The organism is Streptomyces sp. NPDC097107 (assembly GCF_044762405.1).
Taxonomy (GTDB): domain Bacteria; phylum Actinomycetota; class Actinomycetes; order Streptomycetales; family Streptomycetaceae; genus Streptomyces; species Streptomyces thinghirensis.
Genome location: NZ_JBIWEF010000031.1, coordinates 1 through 14,562, shown reverse-complemented (window position 1 = coordinate 14,562; position 14,562 = coordinate 1). Strand labels below are relative to the sequence as shown.

General features: G+C 72.4%; 2 protein-coding genes. Both read left to right on the top strand.

From position 1 onward, the window contains the following. On the top strand, positions 1–8,517 hold the full coding sequence (locus tag ACIQ1J_RS35110; protein WP_403563423.1) for an SDR family NAD(P)-dependent oxidoreductase: 8,517 nt from the start codon (positions 1–3) through the stop codon (positions 8,515–8,517). A gap of 1 nt (position 8,518) precedes the next feature. Further along, positions 8,519–14,562 (top strand): type I polyketide synthase (locus tag ACIQ1J_RS35105; protein ID WP_403563421.1); only part of this gene is annotated, 6,044 nt, incomplete at its 3' end.

Below are 14,562 nucleotides of genomic sequence, written 5' to 3'. Positions count from 1 at the left end.
GTGATTTCCGGGGACGAGACGGCTGTCACCGAGGTGGCGGGGCGTTTCGAGCGGACGACGCGGCTGAAGGTGTCCCACGCCTTCCACTCCCCGCTGATGGAGCCGATGCTCGATGAGTTCCGGGAGGCGGCATCCGGGCTGACCTACCACGAGCCGGCCCTGCCGGTCGTGTCGAACGTGACCGGTACTCTCGCCGATCCGGGGGCACTGTGCGATCCCGGGTACTGGGTCCGCCATGTCCGTGAGACCGTCCGCTATCACGACGGTGTCCGGGCTCTGGAGGAGCAGGGCGTCCGCACGTTCGTGGAGGTCGGCCCGCAGGCGGTCCTCGCCGGGCTGGGAGGCGACGACGGGGTGTTCCTCGCGGCCCAGCGTCGCGACCGCCCCGAAACGCAACAGCTCCTCACCACCCTGGGCGAGCTGCACACCCGAGGCGTCCTGGTCGACTGGTCGGCGTTCTTCGCGGGTCGCGGTGCCCGCACCGTCGACCTGCCCACCTACCCCTTCCAGCGCAAGCGCTACTGGGTGAACCCGGCGGTCCAGACCGGCGATCCGGCGTCCATCGGACAGCGGGTGATCAGCCACCCCCTGCTCAGTGCCGTCGTTCCGCTCGCCGACTCGGACGGCATCGTTCTCACGGGCCGCCTCTCCCTTCGCACGCACCCCTGGCTGGCCGACCACGCCGTCATGGGCACGGTGCTGCTGCCCGGCACCGGGTTCGTCGAACTGGCCGTGCGCGCCGGTGACGAGGTGGGTTGCCCGGTCATCGAGGAACTGACCATCGAGGCCCCGCTGGTCTTCGCGCAGCGGGCCGGTGTCATGCTCCAGGTCCTGGTGGGCACGCCGGACGGCACGGGCGCCCGTTCCGTGGCCGTCTACTCCCGCGACGAGGACGCCGGGACCGGCCCGTGGCTGCGGCACGCCGCGGGTGTCCTCACCCCTGGAGGGACCTCCGCCGACCGCGAAGACGACGTGACGGACGACGTGACGGACGACGTGAGGGGCGGCGTGAGGGGCGGCGTGAGGGGCGGCGTAGCGGCCGATGTGGCGGACGACCTGGCGCACTGGCCTCCGGAGAACGCCGCTCCCCTCACCGTCGACGGTCTGTACGAGCGGTTGGTGGAACAGGGCTTCTCGTACGGGCCCGTCTTCCAGGGACTGCGGGCCGCCTGGCGGCGCGGCCAGGACCTCTTCGCGGAGATCGCCCTGCCCGCCGAATCCGCCTCCGACGCCGCGGACTTCGGGATGCACCCCGCCCTGCTCGACGCCGCGCTGCAGACCCGCTTCCTCGACGACGGAGGACCGGACGGCAAGGGCATGGGGGAGACCTCCATCCCGTTCGCCTGGAACCGGGTGACCCTGCACAAGGCGGGGGCCACCGCCGTCCGTGTCCGGGTCTCCCCGCACGGCGCGGGCCTGCGGATGACGGTCGCCGACTCGGCGGGCGCCCCCGTCGTGACCGTGGAGTCGCTGATCGCGCGGCCCGTCTCCCCGGAGCAGCTCCAGGCGTTCCGGGGCACCGAGGACTCCCTCTATCGCGTCGGCTGGATGCCCGCTCCGTCGCCGGCCCCGGGGACGGCCGACGCGACCGACGGCTTCACCGTGCTGCACCTCCCCGCCCCCGAACCGGGCGCCGAGCCGCCCACCCAGGTCCGTGCGGCGACCCACCACGTCCTGACCGCCCTCCAGCAGTGGCAGGGACCCGGCCGTCTCGTCGTGGTCACCCGGGGTGCGGTCGCCGTCCCCGGCGCGCAGGAGGAGGACGACGCCGGGCACACGGCGGCAACCGGCCTGGCAGGGGCGGCGGTCCGAGGGCTGGTGCGCTCCGCGCAGGCCGAGGCCCCGGGCCGGTTCGTCCTCGTAGACCTCGACGGCCACCCGGAATCCGAGGCCGCCCTGGCCGAGGCGGTCGCCACCGGCGAACCAGAACTGGCGATCCGGGCGGGAGCTCTGAGCGTTCCCCGGCTGGAAGCCCTGCCCGCCCCCGCCGAGCACGGCGGCACCCGGGCCGCTTCCCCGTGGGACCCCGCCGGAACGGTGCTGGTCACCGGAGGCACCGGGGGACTCGGCTCGCTCGTCGCCCGTCACCTGGTCGCCGAACACGGCGTCCGTCACCTGCTGCTGGTCAGCCGGAGCGGCATGGCCGCGGACGGCGCCGCGGACCTGGTGGCGGAGCTGTCGGAGTCGGGCGCCGTGGTACGCGTCGAGGCGTGCGACGTCGCCGACCGGGACGCGCTCGCCGGACTGCTCGCCGGCATCGGTTCCGACCACCCGCTCACCGCCGTCGTGCACACCGCGGGCGTCGCCGACAACGGCGTCATCGGGGCACTCACCCCCGGTCAACTCGACTACGTGCTGGGTCCGAAGGCCGACGCGGCCTGGCACCTGCACGAGCTGACCCGTGACCTGCCGCTGACCGCGTTCGTTCTCTTCTCGTCGTCCTCCTGCGTCGTCGACGGCCCCGGGCAGGGCAACTACGCCGCCGCCAACCTGTTCCTCAATGCCCTCGCCGAACACCGGGCCGCCGCGGGCCTGCCCGCCCACTCCATCGCCTGGGGGCTGTGGGGCGGCGGCCAGGGCATGATCCAACGGCTCACCCGCGCCGACATCCTGCGCGTCAACCGCTGGGGCGTGATCGAACTCGCCGTCGACGAAGGGCTCCGTCTGTTCGACGCCGCCCTGGCCACCGACACACCGGCGCCCGTGGCGGTCCACCTGGACAAGACGGCCATCCAGCACCGCGCCGAGGGCGTCCCCGCCATGTTCCGCGGCCTGGTCGGTGCCGCACCCGCGCGTCGGCCCGTCTCCTCGCAGCCCTCCGCCGCGGCCGGCACCACGTCCGGCGACACTCCACTCGCCCAGCGACTGGCCGGGCTGCCCGCCACGGAGCGCGAACGCGCCGTACTGCGACTGGTACGGGCGGAGGTCGCCGCCGTGCTCGGCCACGAGTCCGCCGAGACCATCGAGCCGGAGCGTGCGTTCCAGGAGCTGGGCTTCGACTCCCTCACCGCCGTGGAGCTGCGCAACCGTCTCCAGACCACGACCGGCCTGCGTATCCCCGCCACCGTGGTCTTCGACTATCCCAGTTCGCGCGTCCTGGCCGCCTTCCTGTTCGCGGAGGTGTCGGGAACCGACCTCGACGCGGCTCACACGTCGTCGACCGTGCCCGCCCGCGCCGGCACCGACGACGAACCCGTCACCATCGTGGGCATGGCGTGCCGCTACCCCGGTGGCGTCACCGACGCGGAAGGCCTCTGGCAGCTGGTCGTCGACGGGGTCGACGGTGTCACCGCCGACCCGCCGACCGACCGCGGCTGGGACCTCGAACGGCTCTACGACGCGGAGCTGAGCCGCCCCGAGACGACGTACGTGCTGGACGGCGGTTTCCTCTACGACGCCGCCGACTTCGACCCCGACTTCTTCGGCATCAGCCGACGCGAGGCCCACCGGCTGGACCCCCAGCTCCGTGTACTCCTGGAAGCGTCGTGGGAGGCGTTCGAACGGGCCGGCATCGCGCCCAGCACCCTCAAGGGCAGCCCCACCGGCGTGTACGCCGGCCTCATGCACCACGATTACGTCACCAGCGCCATCCAGGGGAGCACCATCTCGGGCCGCGTCTCCTACACCCTCGGCCTGGAAGGGCCGTCGGTGACCGTCGACACGGCCTGCTCCTCGTCGCTGGTCGCGCTGCACTTCGCGGCCCAGGCACTGCGCCAGGGCGAATGCTCGCTGGCCCTGGCGGGCGGCGTCTCCGTGATGGCCACCCCGGACATGTTCACCGAGTTCAGCCGGCAGGGAGCACTGTCCCGGGACGGCCGCTGCAAGGCGTTCTCGGCCGCCGCCGACGGCACGAGCTGGGGGGAGGGCGTCGGCGTCCTCGTCCTGGAACGGCTCTCCGACGCGCGGCGCAACGGACACCGGGTACTGGCCGTCCTCCGCGGTTCGGCGGTGAATCAGGACGGCGCCTCCAACGGATTCACCGCACCCAACGGTCCCTCGCAGCAACGCGTCATCCGCAAGGCCCTCGGCACCGCCGGTCTCGGCCCGGCCGACGTCGACGTGGTGGAGGCCCACGGCACCGGCACCTCGCTCGGCGACCCGATCGAGGCGCAGGCCCTGCTGGCCACCTACGGTCAGGGGCGTCCCGAGGACCGCCCCCTGTGGCTGGGCTCGCTGAAGTCAAACCTCGGCCACACCCAGGCTGCCTCCGGTGTCGCCAGCGTCATCAAGATGGTGATGGCCATGCGGCACGGGGTGCTGCCGCGCACCCTGCACGTGGATGAGCCGTCGCCGCACGTGGACTGGTCGGCGGGAGCGGTGGAGTTGCTCACCGAGGCCCGCCCTTGGGAGAACGACGGGCGCCCGCGACGGGCGGGTGTGTCGTCCTTCGGCCTGAGCGGGACCAATGCGCACGTGATTCTGGAGGAAGCGCCGGTCCATGAGGCGGTGGAGGAGGACGGTGAGTCCTCCGGACCGGTGCCGGTGGTGCCGTGGGTTTTGTCGGGGCGGAATGAGGGGGCGTTGCGGGCGCAGGCGGAGCGGCTGGCCGGGTATGTGGCCGGGCGGGATGATCTGTCGCCGTTGGATGTGGGGTTCTCGCTGGCTGCTACGAGGTCGGTGTTCGAGTACCGGGCTGTGGTGGTGGGACGCGACACCGGGGAACTCCTGCGCGGACTGGACGAAGTGGCGTCCGCTGAGCGGGCCGGTGGGACGCCGGTGCAGGGCAAGGCGGCGTTCGTGTTCTCCGGACAGGGCAGCCAGCGTGCGGGCATGGGCCGGGAGTTGTACGAGGCGTTCCCGGTCTTCGCGCGTGTGCTGGATGAGGTGGTCGCTGCGTTGGGGCTGCCGTTGCGGGAGGTGATGTGGGAGGGCGGTGACGATCTGGACCGGACGGGGTTCACGCAGCCGGCCCTGTTCGCCTTCGAGGTCGCTCTGTTCCGGCTGCTGGAGTCGTGGGGTGTGCGCCCCGACGTCGTGGCCGGGCACTCAATTGGTGAGTTGTCGGCGGCGTATGTGGCGGGTGTGTTCTCGCTGGAGGACGCGGCGACGCTGGTGGCGGCGCGGGCGCGGCTGATGGACGCGCTTCCGGCGGGTGGCGCGGTGATCGCCGTACAGGCCACCGAGGAGGAGGTACGTCCGTACCTCACCGACGGTGTTGCCGTGGCGGCTGTGAACGGGCCGCGTTCTGTGGTGATTTCCGGGGACGAGGCTGCTGTCACCGAGGTGGCGGGGCGTTTCGAGCGGACGGCGCGGCTGAAGGTGTCCCACGCCTTCCACTCCCCGCTGATGGAGCCGATGCTGGCGGAGTTCGGGAAGATCGCCGCCCAGCTCGCCTACCGTGAGCCGGTCCTGCCCGTCGTCTCGAACGTGACCGGCACTCTCGCCGCACCGGGGGACCTGTGTGATCCCGGGTACTGGGTCCGTCACGTCCGTGAGACCGTCCGCTACCACGACGGCATCCAGGCGCTGGAGACCCACGGCGTCCGCACCTTCGTGGAGGTCGGCCCGCAGGCCGTCCTCGCCGGCCTGGGCTGCGGCGACGACGCCGTGTTCCTCGCCGCTCAGCGCCGCGACCGGCCCGAAACCGGCCAGCTCCTCACCACCCTGGGCACCCTGCACACCCGAGGCGTAATGGTCGGCTGGTCGGCGTTCTTCGAGGGTCGCGGTGCCCGCACGGTCGACCTGCCCACCTACCCCTTCCAGCACCAGCGCTACTGGCTGGATGCCGGTGTGGGTGTTGTGGATGTGGAGTCGGCCGGTCTGGAGGCGGCTGGGCATCCGTTGCTGGGGGCGGTGGTGGAGTTGCCGGTGACGGGTGGGGTGGTGTTCACGGGGCGTTTGTCGCGTGAGGGGCAGCCGTGGCTGGCGGATCATGGGGTGTTGGGCTCGGTGTTGTTGCCGGGTACGGCGTTCGTGGAGATGGCGGTTCGGGCCGGTGACGAGGTGGGCTGCGGCCTGCTGGAGGAACTGACGCTTCACGCGCCGCTGCTCGTGCCGGAGCGGGGCGGAGTGGCTCTGCAGGTCACCGTCGACGGTGCGGACGGTGGTGGTCGGCCGGTCCGGATCCACTCCCGGGCCGAGGGCGTGGACCAGGAGAGTGAGTGGACCCTGCACGCGGAAGGCCTGCTCGCCCTCGACACGCGACCGCCCGAGCCGACGGGTATGGAGGTCTGGCCGCCCGAAGGCGCCGTAGCCCTCCCGCTCGACGGGTTCTACGAGCAGCTCGCCGAGCACGGATTCGCCTACGGTCCGGTCTTCCAGGGCGTCCGTAAGGTGTGGCGGCGCGGTGACGATCTCTTCGGCGAGGTGGCCCTCCCGGAGCAGGGGGCCGGAGACGCGGGCGAGTTCGAGGTGCATCCTGCCCTGCTGGACGCCGTGCTGCACACCAAGCTGTTCCTGACCGGTCAGGGCACCGATGCCGGTGACGGGGGAGCGTCGATTCCCTTCTCATGGAGCGGCGTTCGGTTGCACGCCGCCGGAGCCTCCCTGCTGCGGATCAGGGTCACCCCCGAGCACTCCGACGCGGGCGGTGCCGTACGGATCGTCGCCTCGGACGGCGCGGGCGCGCCGGTCCTGACCGTGGACTCGCTCGTCACGCGCACGGTGACGCCGGACCGGCTCGCTTCCGAGGAAGGGCGCGCCCCGGCCGCTGTGCACCGTTCCCTGTTCCGTGTCGCCTGGACGTCGCCGGATGTCAGTACGACGGAGGACGCGCCGGCCAAAACCATGGCTACCCATGAAGTGGTCACCGACACCGCCGCACCCGTGCCGGACCGGGTTCGCACGGCCACGCACGCCGTCCTCGCCGCCCTCCAGTCCCGGGCCGGCGAGGAGGAGACTTCGACCCCTCTGGTCGTGATCACCACGGGTTCCGTCTCCGTCGGCGAGGACGATCCGGTCACCGACCTCGCGGGTGCCGCGGTCTGGGGCATGGTGCGCTCGGCCCAGGCGGAGAGTCCCGGCCGTTTCGTGCTGGCCGACCTGGACGACGATCCGGCCTCAAGGGCGGCCCTGGCGGACGCCGTCGCCACCGGCGAGCCACAACTGGCCGTCCGCGCCGGACGCGTCAGCGTCCCGAGGCTGGTCCGGGTGACGGCTGAGGAGGCCGAGCCGCCACGTCCCGACGCGCGGGAACCGTGGTCGTCGGTCGGTTCGGGAACCGTGCTGGTCACAGGCGGTACCGGGGGACTGGGCTCGCTCGTCGCCCGTCACCTGGCCGTCGACCACGGTGTCCGTCGTCTGCTGCTGGTCAGCCGGAGCGGCATGGCCGCGGAGGGCGCCGCCGACGTGGTGGCGGAGCTGTCCGAGGCCGGTGCCGAGGTCCGTGTCGTGGCGTGCGACGTCGGGGACCGGGCCGCCCTCGCGGACGTGCTCGCCGGCATCGCTCCGGACCACCCGCTCACCGCCGTCGTGCACACCGCGGGTGTCGCCGCCAACGGCGTCATCGGCGCGCTCACCCCGGAACACGTCGATCACGTCCTCGGCCCCAAGGCGGACGCGGCCTGGCACCTGCACGAGCTGACCCGCGACCTGCCGCTGGCCGCGTTCGTCCTCTACTCCTCGTCGTCCAGCGTCGTCGACGGCCCGGGGCAGGGGAACTACGCGGCCGCGAACCACTTCCTCAGCGCCCTCGCCGAGCACCGCGTCGCCTCATGTCTGCCCGCCCACGCCCTGGCCTGGGGTCTGTGGGACGAGCAGCGCGGCATGATCCAGGGCCTGACCGCGACGGACGTCGAACGGACCCGCCGGTGGGGGATGACCGAACTCACCCCGGCCGACGGACTCGAACTCTTCGACCTCGCCACCGGCACCGCACTGCCCGCCCTGGTGCCGGTGCACCTGGACCCCGTGGTGGTCCGCGACCGGGTCGGCGGCGTACCGCACATGCTGCGGAAACTTGCCGCGACGGCACCGGGCCGCCGTACTCCGCTCCGCGCGCGGGCCGGTGACGGTACGGCGCGGGTCGCGGGACCGGACCTGGGCGAACGGCTCGCCGGTCTCACCGACCTCGAACGGACCCGCACCGTGCTCGACCTCGTGCGCACCCACACGGCCGCGGTGCTCGGCCACAGTTCCGCCGAGGCGGTCGATCCGGACCGCGCGTTCCAGGAGATGGGCTTCGACTCCCTCGGCGGCGTCGAACTCCGCAACCGCCTCAAGGCCGCCACGGGACTCCGGGTCCGGGCCACCGCGGTGTTCGACCACCCCACCTCCCGTGCCCTCGCGGACGCCCTGCTCGCCGAAGTCGCCCCCGCCGACGACGGCACCGACGCCGCCACCGAGGAACACGTCCGCCAGGCACTGCGGGACATCCCGCTCAAGCGGCTGCGCGACACCGGTCTGCTCGACACGCTGCTGGAACTCGCCGGTCTCGCCCCGCCCGATTCCGCCGCCGGACTCGACGGGCGAGCGGACGATTCCCTCGACGACATTGACGCCCTGGACACCGACAGCCTGATCAGCATGGCGCTGGACGGGTCGGCGGCCGGTTCCGGCGACGGCGACCAGGAGGCCTGACGTGACGACGTCCGGGAACGAACAGAAGATCGTCGCGGCACTCCGCTCGTCGGTCAAGGAGACGGAACGGCTGCGGGAGCAGGTCCGCAAGCTCACCACGGCCGCCCGGGAACCCATCGCCGTCGTCGGCATCGGCTGCCGTTACCCCGGGGGTGTCACCGGCCCCGAGGAACTGTGGCGGCTCGTCTCCGAGGGCCGCGACGGCGTCTCGGGATTCCCCGAGGACCGTGGCTGGGACACCGCACGGCTTTACGACCCGGAGCTGAGCCGCCCGGGCACCAGCTATGTCCGTGAGGGCGGCTTCCTCCACGACGCCGCCGCCTTCGACCCGGAGTTCTTCGGCATCAGCCCGCGCGAGGCCCAGGCCATGGACCCCCAGCAGCGGCTGCTGCTGGAAACCTCCTGGGAGGCACTCGAACACGCCGGCATCCCGCCCACCAACCTCAAGGGCACACCGACCGGTGTCTTCGCCGGCGTGATGTACCACGACTACGCCATGAGCGGCATCTCCGGCAGCATCGTCTCCGGCCGCGTCTCCTACACCCTGGGCCTGGAAGGCCCCTCGGTGACGGTGGACACCGCCTGCTCCTCCTCCCTGGTCACTCTCCACCTGGCGGCCCAGGCTCTGCGCCAGAAGGAGTGCACCCTGGCCCTGGCCGGGGGCGTCGCCGTGATGTCCACGCCCGACATGTTCGTCGAGTTCAGCCGCCAGGGCGCTCTTTCCCGCTCCGGCCGCTGCCGCTCCTTCGCGGCCGGCGCGGACGGCACCGGATGGTCCGAGGGAGTCGGCGTCCTCGTCCTCGAGCGCCTCACCGACGCCCGGCGCAACGGCCACGAAGTGCTCGCCGTACTGCGCGGCTCCGCCGTGAACCAGGACGGCGCCAGCAACGGACTCTCCGCGCCCAACGGCCCCGCACAGGAACGCGTCATCCGGCAGGCCCTCGCCAGCGCCAGAGTGTCCGCCGACCAGATCGACACCGTCGAGGCACACGGGACGGGGACCACGCTCGGGGATCCCATCGAGGCGCAGGCTCTGCTGGCGACGTACGGGCAGGAGCGGCCTGACGGCCGGCCTCTGTGGCTGGGGTCGTTGAAGTCGAACATCGGGCATGCGCAGGCGGCTGCGGGTGTGGCGGGTGTGATCAAGATGGTGATGGCGATGCGGCACGGGGTGCTGCCGCGCACCCTGCACGTGGATGAGCCGTCGCCGCACGTGGACTGGTCGGCGGGAGCGGTGGAACTCCTCACCGAGGCCCGCCCCTGGGACCGCGCCGGCCACCCGCGCCGGGCCGGCGTCTCCTCCTTCGGCATGAGCGGCACCAACGCCCACATCATCCTCGAAGAGGCCCCCACCGACACGTCCGCCGCACTTCCGACGACACCCGAGAACCCCGCTCCCGGACTTCCCGCCGTGCCGTGGGTGTTGTCGGGGCGGGGTGAGGCGGCGTTGCGGGCGCAGGCGGAGCGGCTGGCTGAGTATGTGGCCGGGCGGGATGATCTGTCGCCGTTGGATGTGGGCTACTCGCTGGCCACGGCTCGGAGCGTGCTGGAACACCGGGCTGTGGTGGTGGGACGCGACACCGGGGAACTGCTGCGTGGGCTGGGTGAAGTGGCGTCCGGTGAGCGGTCCGGTGGGACGCCGGTGCAGGGCAAGGCGGCGTTCGTGTTCTCCGGGCAGGGGAGTCAGCGTGCGGGTATGGGCCGGGAGTTGTACGAGGCGTTCCCGGTCTTCGCGCGTGTGCTGGACGAGGTGGTCGATGCGTTGGGGCTGCCGTTGCGGGAGGTGATGTGGGAGGGCGGTGACGACCTGGACCGGACCGGGTTCACGCAGCCGGCCCTCTTCGCCTTCGAGATCGCTCTGTTCCGGCTGCTGGAGTCGTGGGGTGTGCGCCCGGATGTGGTGGCGGGGCATTCCATCGGTGAGTTGTCGGCGGCGTATGTGGCGGGTGTGTTCTCGCTGGAGGACGCGGCGACGCTGGTGGCGGCGCGGGCGCGGCTGATGGACGCGCTTCCGGCGGGTGGCGCGATGATCGCCGTACAGGCCACCGAGGAAGAAGTACGCGAACGCCTCACCGACGGTGTCGCGGTGGCCGCTGTGAACGGGCCGCGTTCTGTGGTGATCTCCGGGGACGAGACGGCTGTCACCGAGGTGGCGGGGCGTTTCGAGCGGACGGCGCGGCTGAAGGTGTCCCACGCCTTCCACTCCCCGCTGATGGAGCCGATGCTCGACGAGTTCCGGCAGATGGCATCCGGACTGACGTATCACGAGCCGGTTGTGCCTGTGGTGTCGAACGTGACCGGCCGTCTCGCCGGCCCGGGAGACTTGTGTGATCCCGGGTACTGGGTCCGCCATGTCCGTGAGACCGTCCGCTATCACGACGGCATCCAGGCGCTGGAGGAACACGGCGTCCGGACGTTCGTGGAGGTGGGACCGCAGGCGGTCCTCGCCGGGCTGGGCTGCGGCGACAACGCCGTGTTCCTCGCCGCACAGCGCCGCGACCGCCCCGAGACCCACCAACTCGTGGCCACGCTGGGCACCCTGCACACCCGAGGCGTCCTGGTCGACTGGTCGGCGTTCTTCGACGGACGCGGTGCCCGCACGGTCGACCTGCCCACCTATCCCTTCCAGCACCAGCGCTACTGGCTCGAGGCGCCCGATGCCGTCGCCGAGGTTTCCGCCGCCGGGCTGGAACCGGCAGGGCACCCCCTCGTACGTGCGGCTGTGCGGTCGGCCGACTCCGAGCAGGTGATCCTGACCGGGCGGCTCTCGCTCCGTGCCCACCCCTGGCTGGCCGACCACGCGGTCGCGGGCACCGTCCTCTTTCCCGGTACCGGCTTCGTCGAGTTGGCGATCCGCGCGGGTGACGAGGCCGGCTTCCCCGTTCTCGACGACCTCACCTTGGAAGAACCGCTCGTGCTGTCCGAGGACGCCGGAGCGATCCTCCAGGTCATCGCGCGGGCCGAGCGCCAGCCGTCGGTCGAGGGTGGGGCGTCCACCGGAACGTGGACCGTGGAGATCTACTCCCGTTCCGACGACCCCACCGCTGAAGTCCTGTGGACCCGCCATGCCTCCGGAGTGCTGCGCCCCGCTGCCGTCGGCGCCCCCGGGGACAGCACCGTGCCCGCCGAGTGGCCGCCCGCGGAGGCGGAACCACTGCCCATGGACGACGCCTACCTCCATCTGGCCGCTCATGGCCTGCACTACGGTGCCGCGTTCCAGGGCTTGCGTGCTGTCTGGCGCCGTCGCGGCGAGCTGTTCGCCGAGGTGGTCCTGCCCGATGGCGTCGCCGAGAGAGCCGAGGAATTCGGCCTTCACCCGGCGCTCCTCGACGCCGCCCTTCACGCGCTGGCGCTGGACGCCGCCGATCGTGGTGAGGAGGGGGACGACGGTGGTCCGCGGTTGCCCTTCGCGTGGAGCGGCGTGACCCTGCACGCGACCGGTGCCTCGGCCGCACGGGTACGTCTGCGGCTCACCGGGGCCTCGACCGTCTCCCTGGACATCGCCGACGCGGAGGGCGCGCCGGTGGCCACGGTGGACTCACTGGCCGTCCGGCCGGTGGCCCCGGGGGCGCGGCCGGCGCCGAAGTCGCGGCACGACGACCTCTTCCGGCTGGAATGGACCCCCGTCCAGCTCACCACGGAGGCCGGTACGACGTCCGCCACCGGGATCCTCGCGAGAGACGTCGACGGCAGCGGGACAGTGGCCGTCCCCGGCCTCGCCGTGATCCGTTCCCGGAGCGATCTCGCCTCGCTGGGAGAAGTGCCGGGCGTGGTCGTACTGGACTGTGCCCCCGAGGAGGACGGCGGGCGTCCGGACGCGACGGCCGTCCGCCGGGTCACCCGTCAGGTGCTGGACGTCCTCCAGACCTGGTCGGCCGACGATCGCTTCCGGAACGCCACACTGGTCGTCGCCACGCGCGGCGCCATGGCCCGCCTGGGAGAAGAGCGTGTCACCGACCCGGCCGGTGCCGCCGTCTGGGGGCTGGTGCGTTCCGCCCAGATCGAGAACGGCGGCGACCGCGTCGTCCTGGCCGACCTGGACGGCGACCCCGACTCCGCCGCGCTGCTCCCCACCCTCGTAGACCCTCCCGAGTCCGAACTGCTGATCCGCGCGGGCGTGCCCTTCGGCGCCCGGCTCGCCAGATTCCGCCCTGCCGTCCGGGCGGCCGGCGACGGAACCGTCGTAGCCCCGGTCTTCGACCCCGACGGCACGGTTCTGATCACCGGTGCCACCGGCGCTCTCGGCGCCCTGGTCGCCGAGCACCTCGTCACCGCGCACGGCGTCCGCCACCTGCTGCTGGCCAGCCGCCGAGGCACGGCCGCCCCCGGCGCCGCCGACCTCCAGAGCCGGCTCACCGGCCTTGGCGCCCACGTCCACGTCGCCGCCTGCGACGCGGCCGACCCCGACGCGCTCGCCACCCTGCTGGCGGAGATCCCGGACGAGCACCCGCTGCGAGGCGTCGTCCATGCCGCCGGTGTCCTGGACGACGGAGTGATCGCCTCCCTGGACGGCGCCCGCCTCGACCGCGTGCTGCGTCCCAAGGCCGACGCCGCCTGGCACCTGCACGAGCTGACGCGTGACCTGCCGCTCACCGCCTTCGTCCTGTTCTCCTCGGTCGCCGGCACCTTCGGAGCCCCCGGACAGGCCAACTACGCCGCTGCCAACGCCTATGTGGACGCACTCGCCCACCACCGCCGTTCCGTCCTGGGGCTGCCTGCCCAGTCACTCGCCTGGGGGCCGTGGGACGCGGACCGCGAGGCAGAAGCGGGCATGGCGGGGGGCCTCGCCGACCAGGACCGCTCCCGTCTCAACCGCTCCGGCCTGCTGCCGCTGGCCGCGCACGACGGTCTGGCCCTCTTCGACACAGCCACCGAGGCACCCGACGCGGCCCTGCTGGCGGCCCGCCTCGACCTGAACGCCGTACGTGCCCTCCCCGGAGCGGACGGGCAACTCCCGGCCCTCTTCCAGGGCCTCGTGGCCAACGCCGCCACCCGACGCCGCTCCGCGGCAGGGCGCACAGCGGTTACGGCCGGCTTCGCCGAACGCCTGAGTCGGCTGCCCGCGGAGGAACGTCTCCCCGCCGTCAGCGAGCTGATCCAGTCCCACGCTGCCGCCGTTCTCGGCTACGCCTCGGGTACGCAGGTGGACACCGCCCGGCCCTTCCAGGATCTCGGCTTCGATTCCCTTACCGCGGTGGAGTTCCGCAACGGACTGGCCTCGGCCGCCGGTCTGCGGCTCCCGGCGACGCTCGTCTTCGACTACCCCGACATCACCACGCTCGCCCGGCACCTGCTCGACCAGCTCACCGATCGCGGCGAGGGACAGACTCCCGCCTCCGAAGGCCCCCGCCGGCCCGACCCCGGTCCGGTCGACGAACCGCTCGCCATCGTCGGCATGGGCTGCCGGTACCCGGGCGGCGTCACCGGCCCCGAAGACCTCTGGCGGCTGGTCGCCGAAGGCCGGGACGGTATCACCGACTTCCCCACCGACCGACGGTGGGACACCTCGCGCCTCTACGATCCGGACAGCACGCGGCCGTACACCACGTACGTCAAGGAGGGCGGCTTCCTGCACGGCGCCGCCGAGTTCGACCCCGACTTCTTCGGCATCAGCCCGCGAGAGGCCGAGGAGATGGATCCGCAGCAGCGGCAGCTCCTCGAAACCGCCTGGGAGGCCCTGGAAAGCGCCGGCATCAGACCGGCCGGTCTGAAGGGCACTGACACCGGCGTCTTCGCGGGCGTGATGTACCACGACTACCCGACCGGTGCGAGCGCCGGCAGCATCATCTCGGGCCGCGTCTCATACACCCTGGGCCTGGAGGGCCCCGCGATGTCGGTGGACACCGCCTGCTCCTCGTCCCTCGTCGCCCTGCATCTGGCGGGCCAGGCACTACGCCGGGGCGAGTGCTCCCTGGCCCTCGTCGGCGGCGTCACCGTCATGGCTACTCCGGACAGCTTCGTGGAGTTCAGTCGTCAGCGGGGTCTTTCGCCGGACGGGCGGTGCAGGGCGTTCTCGGCGGGGGCGGACGGTACGGGTTGGTCCGA